The organism is Planococcus sp. NCCP-2050 (genome assembly GCF_023708025.1).
Taxonomy (GTDB): domain Bacteria; phylum Bacillota; class Bacilli; order Bacillales_A; family Planococcaceae; genus Planococcus.
In genome coordinates, this window is the sequence record NZ_BRCX01000008.1 from 24,113 (window position 1) to 41,845 (window position 17,733).

Annotated in this window: 14 protein-coding genes; all 14 read right to left on the reverse strand. The window is 45.2% G+C overall.

All coding sequences use genetic code 11. The annotated features are described in order from the left end of the window. Positions 1-16: 16 nt before the first annotated feature. A complete protein-coding gene (gene leuC / locus NFU07_RS16770; protein WP_251480232.1) occupies positions 17-1,435 on the reverse strand; it encodes a 3-isopropylmalate dehydratase large subunit in 1,419 nt (472 codons plus the stop codon). An 18-nt stretch (positions 1,436-1,453) separates the two neighbouring features. After that, entirely contained in the window at positions 1,454-2,554 is a 1,101-nt protein-coding gene (leuB, locus tag NFU07_RS16775) for a 3-isopropylmalate dehydrogenase (protein WP_251480234.1), read from the reverse strand. A 30-nt stretch (positions 2,555-2,584) separates the two neighbouring features. Next, entirely contained in the window at positions 2,585-4,126 is a 1,542-nt protein-coding gene (locus tag NFU07_RS16780) for a 2-isopropylmalate synthase (RefSeq protein ID WP_251480237.1), read from the reverse strand. Continuing rightward, positions 4,113-5,147, reverse strand: a complete 1,035-nt coding sequence (gene ilvC, locus NFU07_RS16785; RefSeq protein ID WP_251480241.1) for a ketol-acid reductoisomerase — start codon at positions 5,145-5,147, stop codon at positions 4,113-4,115. Before ilvC ends, NFU07_RS16780 begins: the two co-directional genes overlap by 14 nt. A gap of 30 nt (positions 5,148-5,177) precedes the next feature. Further along, positions 5,178-5,690: an acetolactate synthase small subunit gene (ilvN, locus tag NFU07_RS16790; protein WP_052654169.1), complete on the reverse strand. Its 513-nt coding sequence runs from the start codon at positions 5,688-5,690 to the stop codon at positions 5,178-5,180. After that, positions 5,687-7,414 (reverse strand): biosynthetic-type acetolactate synthase large subunit, encoded by a 1,728-nt coding sequence (ilvB, locus tag NFU07_RS16795; protein ID WP_251480245.1) that lies wholly within the window; start codon positions 7,412-7,414, stop codon positions 5,687-5,689. The genes ilvN and ilvB overlap by 4 nt, the downstream gene beginning before the upstream one ends. Positions 7,415-7,587: 173 nt before the next feature. Further along, positions 7,588-7,716, reverse strand: coding sequence for a hypothetical protein (locus NFU07_RS17725; RefSeq protein ID WP_285835976.1), 129 nt, complete (start codon positions 7,714-7,716; stop codon positions 7,588-7,590). 49 nt (positions 7,717-7,765) lie between these two features. Beyond that, positions 7,766-8,665 carry a branched-chain-amino-acid transaminase gene (gene ilvE / locus NFU07_RS16800; RefSeq protein WP_052654708.1) on the reverse strand — a complete coding sequence of 300 codons (900 nt, stop codon included), beginning with the start codon at positions 8,663-8,665 and terminating at the stop codon, positions 7,766-7,768. A 533-nt stretch (positions 8,666-9,198) separates the two neighbouring features. Continuing rightward, positions 9,199-10,386, reverse strand: coding sequence for an elongation factor Tu (gene tuf, locus NFU07_RS16805; RefSeq protein ID WP_251480248.1), 1,188 nt, complete (start codon positions 10,384-10,386; stop codon positions 9,199-9,201). Between the two features lie 115 nt (positions 10,387-10,501). After that, on the reverse strand, positions 10,502-12,580 hold the full coding sequence (gene fusA / locus NFU07_RS16810) for an elongation factor G (protein WP_251480252.1): 2,079 nt from the start codon (positions 12,578-12,580) through the stop codon (positions 10,502-10,504). Between the two features lie 54 nt (positions 12,581-12,634). Beyond that, positions 12,635-13,105 carry a 30S ribosomal protein S7 gene (gene rpsG, locus NFU07_RS16815; protein WP_008432480.1) on the reverse strand — a complete coding sequence of 157 codons (471 nt, stop codon included), beginning with the start codon at positions 13,103-13,105 and terminating at the stop codon, positions 12,635-12,637. A gap of 45 nt (positions 13,106-13,150) precedes the next feature. Next, positions 13,151-13,570 carry a 30S ribosomal protein S12 gene (gene rpsL / locus NFU07_RS16820; RefSeq protein ID WP_052654186.1) on the reverse strand — a complete coding sequence of 140 codons (420 nt, stop codon included), beginning with the start codon at positions 13,568-13,570 and terminating at the stop codon, positions 13,151-13,153. 100 nt (positions 13,571-13,670) lie between these two features. Further along, positions 13,671-13,919 (reverse strand): 50S ribosomal protein L7ae-like protein, encoded by a 249-nt coding sequence (locus tag NFU07_RS16825; protein WP_235197804.1) that lies wholly within the window; start codon positions 13,917-13,919, stop codon positions 13,671-13,673. Positions 13,920-14,049: 130 nt separating this feature from the next. Further along, positions 14,050-17,655, reverse strand: a complete 3,606-nt coding sequence (gene rpoC / locus NFU07_RS16830; RefSeq protein ID WP_235197803.1) for a DNA-directed RNA polymerase subunit beta' — start codon at positions 17,653-17,655, stop codon at positions 14,050-14,052. Between the last annotated feature and the right edge of the window lie 78 nt (positions 17,656-17,733).

The window sequence follows — 17,733 nt, forward strand, 5'->3', positions numbered from 1 at the left end:
ATTGCCTCCTTGTCTCTTACGCTGTCGGTACAGGTTCTCTCATATACTTGCGGACGTCGGTCAAATGCCCTTCAATCGCCGCTGCCGCTGCCATTACTGGACTGACTAAATGCGTCATCGACCCGGCGCCTTGGCGTCCTTCGAAATTCCGGTTTGAAGTAGAAGCACAACGCTCTCCAGCCGGCACAGCGTCATCATTCATCGCCAAGCACATGCTGCAGCCCGTTTCCCGCCATTCAAATCCGGCTTTTAAGAAAATCTGATCCAGCCCTTCCGCTTCTGCAGCCCGCTTAACCGATTCAGAACCCGGTACCACAATCGCCGTAACCGAAGGATGAACTTTTTTGCCGGCAATGATCTCACTTGCTGCCCGTAAATCTCCAATCCGGGCGTTCGTACAAGATCCAATAAAGACATGCTGGATTTCAATCGAAGCTAATGGTGCACCTTCTTCAAGCTGCATGTAAGCCAAAGCCTGTTTGAGCGCTTCCTGATCTGCCGGGTCTTTGTAGTCTTTTGCGTAAGGAACGTGCTCTGCGATTCCAGATCCCATCGACGGGTTCGTGCCCCATGTAACGAAAGGAGAAATTTCATCCGCATGAATGGTGCGCGTTACATCGTATGCCGCACCTTCATCTGTCGCCAGCGCTAACCACTCTGCCGCCGCTCTGTCAAACGCCTCTCCTTGCGGCACATGTCTGCGCCCTCTCATGTATTCAATCGTCGTTTCATCCGGGCTGATCAAGCCGGCACGCGCTCCCGCTTCAATCGACATATTGCAAATGGTCATGCGCTCTTCCATCGAAAGCTTTCGGATGGCTTCACCTGTGTATTCCACGATATGGCCTGTCCCCATATCGACGCCGTATTTTGAAATGATCGCTAAAATCACATCTTTTGCAGAAACGCCAAATCCAAGTTCTCCGTCAATGCGGATCTGCATCGTTTTCGGCTTTGATTGCCACAGCGTTTGAGTGGAAAGTACGTGCTCGACTTCGCTCGTACCGATTCCGAAAGCAAGCGCCCCAAAAGCCCCGTGCGTCGACGTATGGCTATCGCCGCAGACAATCGTTTTCCCCGGCTGCGTCAGTCCAAGCTCTGGTCCGATAACATGCACGATGCCTTGGTCCGGGTGGTTGATACCCGCCAGCGGCACGCCGAACTCTTCGCAGTTCTCCTGCAAAGTCTTGATTTGCTTACGGGAAATGGGATCTTTAATCGTCTCCCGGTTCCGCGTCGGCACGTTATGGTCCATCGTTGCAAAACATAGATCCGGGCGGCGCACTTTCCGCCCGTTCAACCGCAGCCCTTCAAACGCCTGAGGAGAAGTTACTTCGTGCAATAAATGAAGATCAATATAGAGAAGGTCCGGCTTCCCTGCTTCTTCAAAGACAATATGTTGTTCCCAAATCTTTTCAATAATCGTTTTTGCCATTTTAACCGCTCCTCTTACTTAGACATATGAATACATGATGTGTTCTGACACCAATTCACGCTCTAGCTCTTCGATCACTTTTTCAACAAACCGTTCGGTTGAAACGACGCGCTTTCCTGTAGCTGACAAGTCGCCTGTGCAATAGCCGTCTTCCAAAACGCTCATGACGGCTTCTTCGATTGCTGCCGCTTCTGTCTGCATTCCGAACGAATGGCGCAGCATCATCGCCGCTGACAAAATAGCTGCGGATGGATTGGCTTTATTTTGTCCGGCAATGTCCGGTGCCGATCCGTGTACCGGTTCGTAAAGGCCGAAACCATCTGAACGTACACTTGCGGATGGCAGCATGCCAAGTGACCCCGTGATTACCGAAGCTTCATCGCTCAAGATGTCGCCGAACATATTTTCCGTCACCATGACATCAAATGCTCGCGGGTCGGTGATTAACTTCATCGCAGCTGAATCGACTAGCATATGCTCCACTTCAACATCTGGATAGAATGCCTTGCGTTCTTCTACGACTTCTCTCCAAAGTTTGCTCGTCTCCAGTACATTCGCTTTATCGACCGACGTCACTTTCCCTCTTCGGCCGCGTGCGATTTCAAACGCCTGGTCCACAATCCGCTCGATTTCCTTTCGGGTATATACAAGTGTATCCACCGCTGCTTTTTCTGTCCGGCGTTTCGGTTCCCCAAAATACAAACCGCTCGTCAACTCACGGACAATCACCATATCCACCTCTTTTGCCACTTCCTCCTTTAATGGAGAAGAGCCAAGCAACGCAGGCACAGCTTTGACCGGGCGGATATTCGCGAATAAATCAAAATGCTTCCGGATATTCAGCAATCCTTTTTCCGGACGCTGATGCGCAGGTTTCTGATCCCATTTCGGACCTCCGACAGCACCAAGGAGAATCGCGTCGCTCGCCTCGCATGCTGCGATGGTTTCATCCGGAAGCGGTGTATCATGCGCATCTACAGCACTGCCTCCGATCAACGCGTGCTTCAAATGAAAAGTATGTCCATAACGCATTGCAATGGATTGCAGCACTTTTACTGCCGCTTCTGTTACTTCTGGTCCGATTCCGTCTCCTGGCAATACCGCTATTGTTTTTTTCATTTTAAATTCCTCCTCTTTCGATTTATCCGTTTAAACCACGGCTGCTTTTGCTTTCTGCCCCACTTTTACCAACTGGCGGTTAACGGCATTTAAATAGGCTTTCGCTGTAGCTTCCAAGACATCTTGCGCTACATCCCGACCCGTGACCGTTTCCCCGTTATATGTCATATTGACGACTGCTTCGCCAAGTGCGTCCCGGCCTTTGCCGATTGAAGTGACGCGGTAATCTAAGATATGCGCTTCTCCTGCAACCACTCGCTCCAATGTGTTGAAAATCGCTTCCACGGAGCCGGCACCGGTTGCTGCTTCTGTCACCAATTCACCGTTCGGATGAGTGGCTGAAACCGTCGCAGTCGGAATGTTTACGGAACCATAATGCACTTGCACACTTTCCAATTCGTAGACCGCGACCTCTTTTTCATTGATCTGCTGATCCGTCAATAAAACAAACAAATCATCTTCCACAATTTCCTTTTTGCTATCCGCTAATTTCTTGAATTCCGCAAAAGCTTTATTCAATTTCTCGTCCGTCAATTCAAAGCCCATTTTAATCGCACGGTCTTTGAAAGCATGTCTGCCGGAATGTTTGCCAAGCACCAATTCAGTCGATGCATCGCCAATCAATTCCGGCGTAATAATTTCATACGTCAACGGATTTTTCAGCATGCCGTCCTGATGGATGCCGGATTCGTGTGCAAATGCATTTTTGCCGACTACCGCTTTATTGGGCTGGATCAGGCTGCCGGTCAATTGGCTGACCAATTGGCTGGTCCGTTTGATTTCCTTTAACTGAATGCCCGTTTCAGTTTGATAGATTTTATTGCGAATATGCAGAGCTACTGCAATTTCTTCCAAAGCGACGTTCCCGGCCCGTTCTCCGATGCCGTTGATCGTTCCTTCAATTTGCGTCGCTCCGTTTTCGATTGCTGCCAGCGTATTCGCTGTCGCCATCCCGAGATCATTATGGCAATGTGCCGACAGTTTTACATGTTCAATGCCGACTACATTTTCTTGGATATAACGGAACATGGCACCGTATTCTTCCGGTGTTGCGTATCCGACCGTATCCGGAAGGTTGATCGTTGTCGCTCCAGCCGCGATGACTTTACGGATAATATGAGCCAAGAATTCTGGATCTGAACGCGAAGCATCTTCTGCTGACCACTGGACAAGCGGGAAGTATTTGCGGGCGTATTTGACTGACTCTACCGCGATCTCAACCACTTGTTCCGGCGTTTTCATTAACTTATGTTCCATATGGATCGGTGATGTCGCCAGGAAAATATGGACGTGGGGCTGTTCGCCGCCTTTTAACGCTTCCCACGCAGTGGAAATATCTTTTTCAACCGAACGGGCAAGGCCCGTTACGATTGAATTCTTCACTGTATCTGCGATGCGTTTGACGGCATCGAAATCGCCTGGTGAAGCTGCTGGAAACCCGGACTCGATGATTGTAGCGCCAAAACGTTCCAGCTGGCGGGCAATCTCGATTTTCTCCGCTGTATTTAAGTTAATCCCAGCCGACTGTTCTCCGTCCCGAAGCGTTGTATCAAAGATGTCAATTTTGCGCACTGGCGACCACCTCTTTTGTTTTTGTCTTTTTGCCTTCATTGACGAAAGGCATCATCGCACGTAGCACGCGGCCAACTTGTTCGATTTGATGCGTTTCTTCCGCTTTTTCAATAGCCGTAAATTCCGGGCGGTTCAATTGGTTCTCAAGCAGCCAGCCTTTAGCAAATTTGCCTGTTTGGATATCCGTCAACACATCTTTCATACGCTCTTTTGTTGCTGCATCCACCACACGCGGCCCTGAAACGAAATCGCCCCACTGGGCAGTATCCGAGATGGAGTAGCGCATTCCTGAAAGTCCGCCTTCATACATCAAATCAACGATCAATTTCAGTTCGTGCATACATTCGAAGTAAGCAACTTCCGGCTGATAACCTGCTTCCACCAAGGTTTCAAATCCGGCTTTCACCAATGACGTAACCCCACCGCAAAGTACCGCTTGTTCTCCGAATAGATCCGTTTCCGTTTCTTCTTTAAACGAAGTTTCAAGTACTCCCGCGCGTGCAGCTCCGATCCCTTTGGCATAAGCAAGTGCCACTTCTTGCGCTTGCCCCGAAACATCTTGATGGATAGCGAACAATGCCGGAACTCCAGCTCCCGCTTCATATGTGCGGCGTACAAGATGGCCTGGCCCTTTTGGTGCGACTAAGAACACATCTACATCTTCCGGTGCAACGATCTGGTTGAAGTGGACGTTAAAACCATGAGCGAAAACTAAAGACTTTCCAGCCGTTAACGCCGGTTTGATTTCTTCGTTGTAGATTTTCGTCTGCTTTTCATCCGGCACTAAAATCATGATGACATCCGCTGCCTGTGCCGCTTCTGCTACTGTCGTAACATTCATGCCGTCTTCTTTTGCCTGTTCGAACGATTTTCCGGGTCTTACACCAACGACTACGTTAAAGCCTGATTCCTTTAAGTTTTGTGCATGTGCATGGCCTTGTGAACCATATCCGATAATTGCGATCTTTTGTCCTTTTAGTACTTCCTCGTTTACATCTTGGTTGTAATACATTTTTGCCATTTTCATTTCCTCCTCGGGTTTTTAGGTTTTTTATAAAATGGATAGCTGTGCTGTATGTGTTTTCTGAGTTTCACGGACAAACGCGGATACGCCGGTTCTCGTTAACTCCTTGATGCCATAAGGCCGCATTAAATCAATAAAAGCTTCAATTTTCTCAGGATCGCCTGCCACTTGGAAAGTGGTGACGTTTTTGCTCATATCCACTACCGTCGCCCGGAACGGTTCAACGATGCTGTAGATTTCATTTCTCGCAGCCGGCGGCGTGACCACTTTGATTAACGCGAGTTCTCTCATCACCATCGCTTTATCGGTGATATCATTTACCTTGATCACATCAATTTGCTTTTGAAGCTGTTTTAGCAGCTGCTCCAGTTTCCCCTCATCTTCAACATTTACGACAAAGGTCATTTTCGACATTCCGGGCTGCTCGGTGTGCCCGACTGAAATGCTTTCGATATTGAACTGCCTTTTCATCAAAAGCCCGGTCACACGATTTAAGACGCCGCTTTGATTGATTACCGTCGTTGTTATGACTCGTTTCATTCGATTTTCACTCCGATCATTTCATTCAGCCCCTTGCCTGGTGCTACCATTGGATAAACGCATTCCATCTGAACCACTCGGCAATCGATCAATACCGGTTCAGTTGAAGCTAACGCTTCGGCAAAAACCACTTCCGCTTGTTCCATCGTTTCCACTTTATAGCCTTTTACATCATAGGCTTCAGCAAGTTTGACGAAATCCGGCTGTACGTGCACCAATGATTGAGAATAACGTTCCTCGTAGAAAGTCTCTTGCCATTGCCGGACCATCCCGAGGCTTCGATTGTTCAAGATGATGATTTTGACTGGAAGCCTCAATTCCTGCAATAACGATAATTCCTGCAGCGTCATTTGGAAACCTGCATCTCCAACAACAGAGATGACTTGGTCATCCGGTCTGGCGAGCTGTGCTCCGATGGCCGCCGGGAATCCAAAGCCCATCGTTCCAAGCCCTCCGGAAGTCACCCAATTATGTGGATGATTGAACTTATAATACTGGGCCGTCCACATCTGGTGCTGCCCGACATCCGTCGTAACCACTGCATTTCCATCAGTCAATCGCTGGATCAACTCAATCGCTTGTTGAGGAAGAATACCTTTTTCTTCACCCGTTTTATAGCAAAGCGGATATTCTTCTGAATTCGCGGTCAGCTTGTCCAGCCATTCCGCTTTCTCTGATGTTTCAAAGTTTTGTTCCAGCAATGCTTTTAGCGCCTCTTTTGCATCTGCTACAATCGGAATCGCCGTCGGTACATTTTTGCCGATTTCCGCTGGATCGATATCTACATGAATCACTTTTGCATTCGGAGCAAAGTGGGCTAAGTTGCCAGTCAGCCGATCATCAAAACGGGCTCCGATATTCAGTAGCACATCACATTCGCAAATTGCAGTGTTCGCGGTATATGTTCCGTGCATTCCAGCCATCCCGAGGAATAAAGGATGAGTGCCTTCTATCGTTCCAAGCCCGAGCAAAGTATTCGTTATCGGGATTTGATGCCGTTCGATAAACGCCTTCAGCTCTTCAGTTGCTTCCGCTGCAAGTACACCCGCACCTGCCAAGATCAAAGGTTTTTCGGCTTTCGATAAAAGCTGGACTGCTTTCTGGATTTGCAGGTAATTTGGATGCGTCGTCGGCTGATAGCCTGGAAGATTTACTTTCGACTGTTCTTCAGTGCCTTTGAACAATTCGTTTGAGATGTCTTTCGGAACGTCTACCACTACCGGTCCCGGGCGCCCCGTGGAAGCGATATAAAAAGCTTCTTTAATAATCCGGGGGAAATCTTCTACATTTTTCACTTGGTAATTATGCTTCGTGATCGGCTGCGTGATGCCGATGATATCGGCTTCTTGGAAAGCATCTGTTCCGATGACGGTGCTGGCAACTTGTCCCGTAAATACAACCAATGGCAGCGAATCCAACATCGCATCTGCAATTCCCGTTACTAGGTTAGTTGCTCCCGGCCCCGAAGTCGCAATCACCACTCCCGGCTTTCCTGACACCCGAGCGTATCCTTCGGCGGCGTGGATCGCGCCTTGCTCATGTCGCGCAAGCACGTGCCGGATTGGGTTTCTATGCAAAGCATCGTAAATCGGCAGCACCGCTCCTCCTGGGTAGCCAAAGATGATATCCACACCTTGCTCTTTCAAAGATTGAATCAGGATATCAGCCCCGCTGCCTTTCAGTTTTAGTTCCGTTTTTTCTTCAACTTCTACATTTACTCCCAATCTCTCCGCCTCCTTTTGGATTATGTCTTCGGTAGAATAAAAAAAGCTTTTTCATCCTACACAAAGAAACTTGTTCTTTGCATAGGGATGAAAAAGCTTCATGGTACCACCCTATTTCGCTGCGCAACCGCAGCCTCATGGATAAGTTGAACTTATCCTTTGTTAACGATAACTTATTCAGACCAGTTACCGGGAATGCCTAAACGGTTCGAACCTTTCAGCACTCCACTCAGAGGGGATGTCGCTAATGGCAGTAATGCCGGCTTCCACCAATACCGGCTCTCTGTGATTACAAATCCCATTAACTTTAACCTCGTCATCGAATTGTTTTATGTAATTGTCTAGAAAAAATCACACCACATTCAATTGTTCCGAATAAACTTTTACTCCATCTTGCTGTACGAGTTCTCGGAATGAACCAAGCAAATCGTTCGTCACAGGCCCAGGAGTTCCATCTCCAATCACTCGGCCGTCTACTTTGACTACGGCGATCACTTCTGCTGCAGTACCGGTTAAGAATACTTCGTCCGCTACATATACATCGTGTCTTGTAAAGACGCCTTCTTGAATGTCATATCCTTTCTCAGCAGCTACTTCCATGATGGCGTTTCGGGTAATGCCTTCAAGCGCTCCAACATAACCTGGAGGTGTGAGCAATTTGTTCTTTCGAACGATGAATATATTATCGGCTGATCCTTCGGCAACATATCCTTGGTCATTGAGCATAAGCGCTTCAGAAACGCCGGCAAGATTAGCTTCGATTTTCACTAGAATATTATTCATGTAATTTAAGGACTTCACTTTTGGGCTTAAGACATCTGAGCGATTTCTTCTGGTTGCCACTGAAACAATCTCAATGCCTTTTTCATATAATGCTTTTGGAAACAAGGACAAAGCTTCTGCAATGACAATGACGCTTGGTTTAGAACATGTCTGCGGATCAATTCCTAAGTTTCCAACGCCTCTTGAAACAATCAATCGGATGTAAGCATCTTTTAATTGATTTTGCCGGAGCGTTTCAACAACGAGACTCGTCATTTCTTCAAAAGTATGTGGAATTTCAAGCATGATTGATTTTGCTGAATCGTAAAGGCGTTCCAAATGTTCCTCTAGCCGGAATACGTTTCCGTTGTAAGAACGAATTCCTTCGAAGACTCCGTCTCCATATAAGAATCCATGATCATAAACCGAAACTTTCGCATCTTCCTTTTTAACAAATTCACCATTCATGTAGATAACTTGTTGTCCCATGCTTTCCACTTCTTTCTGAAAAAGTTTTGTTTACTTTAACGTCAAATAATTGTTTCCTTCTTGTAAATTGTTGTTATCATATCGCCTATTCTAAGGGCTGTCAATCGCCTTTTTACGACTTTTTAGTTTATTTTGAATATTATATTTTTATGTATCCGTTTACATTGTTGTGATACCAACGGTTTGAAGAAATCCAAAAAAGCGAAAAATTTTTGTACGCAATATATTACATATGCGATAAAATCAAAAAAAGGGCAGCCTATTTGCTGCTCCTAACTTATAAGAAATTCTTTTTAATGACTAATTATGATCCATAAATCCAATCGATCAATCTATTTAAAAAGTTAGCAGACAGGGATCAAATTGACAAAAAAAGTTAGAAAACCAACGAGAAATGTGTAAATAGGTTGTCCTTTCTAACTTCCTAACTCTAAATAAAGAGAGTGCCTGAAAAATCTAATCAGCCGCCTGTCTTTTATTCCACAAAAAAATCCCTAGCTCATTTAATGAGCTAGGGATTAAACACTTACGAATTACTTCTGGATAGAAGCTACAACGCCAGCGCCTACAGTACGTCCACCCTCACGGATAGAGAACTTAGTTCCTTCTTCGATAGCGATTGGAGAGATTAGAGATACAGTCATTTCAACGTTATCTCCAGGCATAACCATTTCTACGCCTTCAGGAAGGTTACAAACACCAGTTACGTCAGTTGTACGGAAGTAGAACTGAGGACGGTAGTTTGAGAAGAATGGAGTGTGACGTCCACCCTCTTCTTTTGAAAGAACATAAACTTCAGCTTTGAAATCAGTGTGTGGAGTGATTGTGCCTGGTTTAGCCAATACTTGTCCACGTTGAACGTCGTCACGAGAAACCCCGCGAAGAAGAGCACCGATGTTATCGCCAGCTTCAGCATAGTCTAACAATTTACGGAACATTTCTACACCTGTTACAGTAGTAGGTTTTGGTTCTTCAGTAAGACCGATGATGTCAACAGTGTCACCAATTTTAACTTGTCCACGTTCAACGCGACCAGTTGCAACTGTACCACGACCAGTGATTGAGAATACATCCTCAACTGGCATCATGAATGGTTTGTCAGTTTGGCGTTCTGGAGTTGGGATGTAGCTATCTACAGCGTCCATCAATTCCATGATTTTTTCTTCCCATTCTGCTTCGCCTTCAAGAGCTTTAAGAGCAGAACCTTTGATTACAGGAATGTCGTCGCCAGGGAAATCGTATTCAGAAAGAAGATCACGAACTTCCATTTCAACTAATTCTAGTAATTCTTCGTCGTCAACCATATCACATTTGTTCATGAATACAACTAGGTATGGAACACCTACTTGTTTAGACAAAAGGATGTGCTCGCGAGTTTGTGGCATTGGGCCGTCAGCAGCAGATACTACTAGGATCCCGCCGTCCATTTGTGCAGCACCAGTGATCATGTTTTTAACATAGTCAGCGTGTCCTGGGCAGTCAACGTGTGCGTAGTGACGAGTAGCAGTTTCGTACTCAACGTGTGAAGTATTGATAGTGATACCGCGTTCTTTTTCTTCAGGTGCGTTATCGATTTGGTCGTAAGAACGAGCTTCCCCGCCTGATGCTTTAGCAAGAACTGTAGCGATTGCAGCAGTTAAAGTTGTTTTACCATGGTCAACGTGACCGATTGTACCAATATTCGCATGTGTTTTAGAGCGATCAAATTTAGCTTTTCCCATTAGAAAAATCCTCCTCGAAATATAAGTTAATTGGTCGTTTGAAGTGCCGGAATAATAGGGCCCTATTATTCCAGGCATACAAACTATTTATACTTTATTAAAGATCAAAATTCAATTATTGACCTTTATTTTTTTTGATAATTTCTTCAGAAATTGATTTTGGTACTTCTTCATAGTGATCGAAGTGCATTGAGAACACACCACGGCCTTGCGTATTAGAACGCAATGAAGTTGCATAACCAAACATTTCTGCAAGAGGAACCATAGCACGGACAACTTGTGCGTTTCCGCGAGCGTCCATACCTTCTACACGGCCGCGGCGTGACGTAATGTCACCCATGATATCTCCAAGGTATTCCTCAGGGATAACAACCTCAACGCGCATAATAGGCTCAAGAATTACAGGGTTAACCTTAGAGATAGCGTTTTTAAGAGCCATAGATGCAGCTACTTTAAATGCCATTTCGTTCGAGTCAACATCGTGGTAAGATCCATCAAACAATTTAGCTTTGATGTCGATCAATGGATATCCGGCGATAACACCGTTGTCTAGAGAGTCACGAAGACCCGCTTCAACAGCTGGGATGTATTCACGTGGAACAACACCACCAACGATAGCATTTTCAAACTCAAAACCTGCTCCTTCTTCGTTTGGAGAGAACTCGATCCAAACGTGTCCGAATTGTCCGCGACCACCAGATTGGCGTACGAATTTACCTTCAACTTGAGCTGAACTACGGAATGTCTCACGGTAAGATACCTGAGGCGCTCCTACGTTAGCCTCAACATTGAACTCACGGCGCATACGGTCAACTAGGATATCAAGGTGAAGTTCACCCATACCTGCGATGATCGTTTGACCAGTTTCCTGATCTGTATGCGCACGGAATGTTGGATCCTCTTCTTGCAATTTAGCAAGGGCTTGACCCATTTTGTCTTGGTCCGCTTTTGATTTCGGCTCAACTGACAATGAGATAACTGGTTCTGGGAACACCATGCGCTCAAGGATTACTTGGTGTTTCTCATCACTCAACGTATCTCCAGTTGAAGTATCTTTTAAGCCGATTGCAGCAGCGATATCTCCGCAATATACTTCAGAGATCTCTTCACGGGAGTTTGCGTGCATTTGAAGGATACGTCCAACGCGCTCACGCTTGCCTTTAGAAGAGTTTTGTACGTAAGAACCTGATTTCAAAGTACCAGAGTATACGCGGAAGAATGTTAATTTCCCTACGTATGGATCTGTCATTACTTTAAACGCTAGCGCTGAGAATGGCTCGTCTTCGCTAGGTTTACGCAATACTTCTTCATCAGAATCCGGAAGTACACCAGTCATTGGAGGTACATCCAATGGTGATGGTAGGTAATCAATTACTGCATCAAGCATTAACTGAACACCTTTGTTTTTGAAAGCAGTTCCGCAAACCACAGGATAAAACTCAACGTCTAAAGTTCCTTTACGGATAGCCGCTTTAAGTTCATCAATTGTGAGTTCTTCCCCACCAAGATATTTTTCCATCAATTCTTCGTCAAGCTCAGCAACAGCTTCCACTAATTTAGTGCGCCATTCCTCAGCAAGTTCACGATGAGTTTCAGGAATATCTCCCTCAGTAATATCAGTTCCCAAATCGTTTGCATAGAAGCGCGCTTTCATTTCTACAAGATCAATGATCCCTGAAAATTCGTCTTCAGCACCGATTGGCAATTGGATCGGATGTGCATTCGCTTGTAGGCGGTCATGCAATGTTCCTACAGAATATAGGAAGTCAGCTCCGATTTTATCCATTTTGTTGACAAACACAACACGTGGCACGCCATATGTTGTTGCTTGACGCCAAACTGTTTCAGTTTGAGGTTCAACACCTGATTGTGCATCAAGAACCGTTACCGCACCATCAAGTACTCGTAGTGAACGTTCAACTTCAACAGTGAAGTCTACGTGCCCAGGAGTATCGATGATATTAACACGGTGGTTTTTCCATGCAGCAGTTGTTGCAGCAGAAGTGATCGTGATTCCACGCTCTTGCTCTTGCTCCATCCAGTCCATTTGAGAAGCACCTTCATGTGTTTCTCCGATTTTGTGGATTTTACCTGTGTAGTACAAAATACGCTCCGTAGTAGTCGTTTTACCGGCATCAATGTGTGCCATGATTCCGATATTACGTGTTTTGTCTAAGGAGAACTCTCTAGCCATGTTGTTTTTCTCCTTCCGTTTCGGATTAAGATGCCATAGACATCTCGAAAGAAATTACCAGCGATAGTGAGCAAACGCTTTGTTTGCTTCCGCCATTTTATGAATATCTTCACGTTTCTTAACAGCTGCACCAGTGTTGTTAGCAGCATCTAAAATTTCATTAGCCAAACGCTCTTCCATTGTTTTCTCTCCACGAAGACGTGAATAGTTTACAAGGTAGCGAAGACCTAAAGTTGTACGGCGTTCAGGGCGAACTTCAACCGGTACTTGGTAGTTAGCTCCACCAACACGGCGAGCGCGAACTTCAAGAACTGGCATAACATTTGTCAATGCTTGTTCGTATACTTCAATCGGATCTTTACCGCTGCGTTCTTTAACTAGTTCAAACGCTCCGTATAGGATCTTTTGTGAAGTACCTCTTTTTCCGTCAACCATCATTTTATTAATTAAGCGTGTCACCAATTTCGAATTATAAATTGGATCTGGCAACACGTCACGTTTAGCTACAGGACCTTTACGAGGCATGTATGTTCCTCCTTTCAAACGAATTCTCTTCGTTATTTCAAGTTATTATTTTTTGACTTTAGGGCGTTTAGTTCCGTATTTAGAACGTCCTTGCATACGGCCGTTTACTCCAGCAGTATCAAGTGCTCCACGAACGATATGGTAACGTACACCCGGTAAATCTTTTACGCGTCCTCCGCGTAGAAGTACAACACTGTGCTCTTGAAGGTTGTGGCCTTCGCCGCCAATGTATGCATTGACCTCAATTTGGTTTGTTAACCGTACACGCGCATATTTACGTAATGCGGAGTTAGGTTTTTTCGGTGTCATCGTACCAACACGAGTACAAACGCCGCGTTTTTGAGGTGAGCTCACGTTAGTCTGAGACTTTTTGAAGCTGTTATACCCTTTGTTCAACGCTGGTGAGTCTGATTTCGTGCTTTTTGGTTTACGAGGCTTGTTAACTAATTGGTTAATTGTAGGCATCGATTTTTTCCTCCTCTCAAAAGGTGTTCTAATACCACATATCCAGGTGGTTCATTTTTTGGGTAAAAACAAAGTCTTTGTGTTTTCTACACAAAAACTGTTATCCAGTAATCGCTACAGCAGCTGCACCGACATGAATGCCATATGCTTTTCCAAGCTTTAATCGTGAATCTGCAAATCCGATCGGAATACCTTTTTCTTGAGCTAGTTGTATAATCTGTTCGGTCATTCGATCGTCCGCGTCTTTTGCCACTATTACCTCTTGGACAATGCCGCTTTTCAATGCTTTTACTGTCTGCTTTGTACCGATGATCGTTTTGCTTGCCTGCTTTACTTTTTCATAAGACATTTGCATATCCTCCAAAGTTTCAGACGGTTAAACCATCAACCCTCAACATGTTACCACTGTATTCAAATAGTGTCAACAATTTTTCTTAAAAAACCCCGGAGAGTTTTGCGCACTCTCCGGAATTCAAATTTTATGATTCTGTTCCGACAATTTCTTCCTGCGCTTGTTTTTCACTTTGCGCAATCTTAATTTGGCGGTAACGCTGCATCCCTGTTCCAGCTGGAACAAGTTTACCGATGATAACGTTCTCCTTCAGACCTAGTAATTCATCACGTTTTCCTTTGATTGCTGCATCTGTAAGGACGCGAGTCGTTTCTTGGAATGACGCTGCTGATAGGAAGGATTCTGTCTCAAGCGAAGCTTTCGTAATACCGAGAATTACCGGACGGCTAGTAGCTGGCAAGTTGCCTTCTAGAACCGCTTTTTCGTTCGCTTCTGTAAACTGGTGAATGTCTAAAAGTGAACCTGGCAACAAGTCAGTATCGCCGGCTTCGATTACGCGGACTTTACGGAACATTTGACGAACCATAACTTCTACGTGTTTATCGCCGATTTCTACCCCTTGCATACGGTAAACTTTTTGAACTTCTTTCAACAGGTACACTTGGACAGATTGAACATCTTTAACTTGCAATAATTGCTTAGGATCAATCGAACCGTCTGTCAATACTTCTCCGCGGCGAATTACATCACCTTCTTGCACTTTCAAACGTGCATTATATGGAGCAAGGTATTTACGCGTTTCGACGTCGCCTTGAATCGTGATTTCTTTTTGGCCTTCACGGATTTCATCCACTTCGGTAATCGTACCGTTGATTTCTGAAATGACTGCTTGACCTTTTGGATTTCGTGATTCGAAAATTTCCTGGATACGCGGAAGACCTTGAGTAATATCGTCTCCTGCAACCCCGCCTGTATGGAATGTACGCATTGTAAGCTGAGTTCCTGGCTCTCCGATTGATTGAGCGGCAATAATACCTACTGCTTCGCCTACTTCAACTTCGTCTCCAGTCGCTAAGTTTGTACCGTAACATTTCTTACAAACGCCGTGCTTCGTATTACATGTAAACGCAGAACGGATTGTCACTTCTTTTATGCCCGCTTCCATAATCAAGCGAGTCAAATCTTGAGTGATTAATTCGTCTTTCGCTACAATAACTTCTTTTGTTTCAGGGTGGCGGATCGTTTTCTTCGCATGGCGGCCTAAGATACGCTCATCCAGCTCTTCGATCACTTCTGTGCCTTCCATCAATGCTCCAACCAGCAAGCCACGATCTGTTCCACAGTCGTTTTCGCGTACAATTGCATCTTGTGCAACGTCAACCAAACGGCGTGTCAAGTAACCTGAGTCAGCTGTTTTCAGTGCTGTATCGGCAAGACCTTTACGGGCACCGTGAGTAGAGATGAAGTATTCCAATACCGTTAAACCTTCACGGAACGAAGATTTAATCGGAAGTTCAATGATTCGTCCAGCCGGGTTGGCCATCAATCCGCGCATACCAGCAAGCTGAGTAAAGTTGGACGCGTTACCACGTGCTCCAGAATCACTCATCATGTAAATTGGATTCAGTTTGTTAAGAGATGCCATCAGTTTTTCCTGAATGATATCTTTTGCACTGCTCCAATAAGAAATAACACGCGAATAGCGTTCTTCTTCAGTAATCAATCCACGGCGGAATTGTTTCATTACTTTATCAACGTTCGCTTGCGCTTCTTCTAGGATTTCCCCTTTATCAGGAAGAACGACGATATCTGCAACACCAACAGTGATTCCTGCTTGTGTTGAATATTTGAACCCAAGACTCTTCATGCGGTCAAGCATTCTAGAAGTTTCCGTAATATGGAAACGTTTGAAGACTTCCGCAATGATTTCTCCAAGAATTTTCTTCTTGAATGGAGTTACTAATTCAGCTTCCGCAAAATAACTGCGGATATCTGTAGTAGTTGGAACAAAATATTTCGAAGGTGTCTCTACCTGCAAATTGTAATCAGTCGGTTCGTTGATGTACGGGAACGACTCCGGCAGAATTTCATTGAAAATGACTTTACCGACAGAAGTCAATAAAAGCATTTTGTTTTGTTCTTCTGTGAAAGTCGGGTTTTTAACCGATCCGGCAAGGATTGCAATTCTTGTGTGAAGGTGGACATGGCCATTTTGATAAGCGACAAGCACTTCTTCAGGACCTGAGAATGTAGCACCTTCACCAGTAGCTCCTTCGCGTTCAAGAGTTAAGTAGTAGTTTCCTAATACCATATCCTGAGACGGCGTTACAACCGGTTTACCATCTTTAGGGTTCAAGATGTTTTGAGCAGCAAGCATGAGAAGGCGTGCTTCAGCTTGCGCTTCTGATGACAATGGTACGTGAACAGCCATTTGGTCACCATCGAAATCGGCATTGTATGCTGTACATACAAGCGGATGCAGACGGATCGCTTTACCTTCAACAAGTGTCGGTTCAAATGCCTGGATACCAAGTCTGTGAAGAGTTGGTGCTCGGTTCAATAGAACCGGATGCTCCTTGATTACGTCTTCTAATACATCCCAGACTTCTGAATGCAGACGTTCAATTTTGCGTTTCGCACTCTTAATGTTATGGGCAAGTCCGCGCTCAACAAGTTCTTTCATTACGAAAGGCTTGAACAGCTCAATCGCCATCCCTTTCGGCAATCCACATTGATACATTTTCAAGTTCGGTCCAACAACGATAACGGAACGGCCTGAATAGTCAACACGTTTACCAAGAAGGTTCTGACGGAAACGTCCTTGTTTCCCTTTTAGCATATGAGAAAGAGATTTTAATGGACGGTTACCTGGTCCAGTTACTGGACGGCCACGGCGACCATTATCGATTAGCGCATCTACAGCTTCCTGAAGCATGCGTTTCTCGTTTTGAACGATGATGCTTGGAGCGCCAAGATCTAATAGACGTTTTAAACGGTTGTTCCGGTTGATTACCCGGCGATACAAATCGTTTAAGTCGGAAGTTGCAAAACGTCCGCCATCTAATTGAACCATCGGGCGAAGCTCAGGTGGAATAACCGGAAGAACATCTAGAATCATCCAGTCTGGGTTGTTCCCAGAGTTACGGAAAGATTCTACAACCTCAAGGCGTTTAATTGCACGCGTACGGCGTTGGCCTTGGGCAGTTTTCAATTCTTCTTTCAACGAATCTGTTTCGCGTTCAAGATCGATTTCTTGAAGAAGGCGTTTGATCGCTTCTGCACCCATAGCAGCTTGGAATTTCTTGCCAAACTTGTCGCGGTATGCACGGTATTCTTTTTCTGAAAGAAGCTGTTTCTTCTCAAGCGGTGTATCTGCAGGATCGATTACTACGTAAGAAGCAAAGTAAATAACTTCTTCTAGTGAGCGCGGAGACATATCCAAGATAAGGCCCATGCGGCTCGGAATCCCTTTGAAATACCAAATATGTGATACAGGAGCTGCAAGTTCAATATGCCCCATGCGTTCACGGCGAACTTTCGAACGAGTGACTTCAACGCCACAGCGATCGCAGACTACGCCTTTATAACGGACACGTTTGTATTTTCCGCAGTGGCATTCCCAGTCTTTTGTAGGACCGAAAATACGTTCACAGAACAAACCGTCTTTTTCTGGTTTTAATGTACGGTAGTTAATTGTTTCTGGCTTTTTGACTTCTCCATAAGACCATGAGCGGATTTTATCGGGTGAAGCTAATCCGATTTTCATATACTCAAAATTGTTAACATCTATCAAGGAGCCTACCTCCCTTTTGTCTCGAGTTTCTATGTGGCTCTTCCTCGTTTACGACCAAGTGATTAGAAGACAGACGGT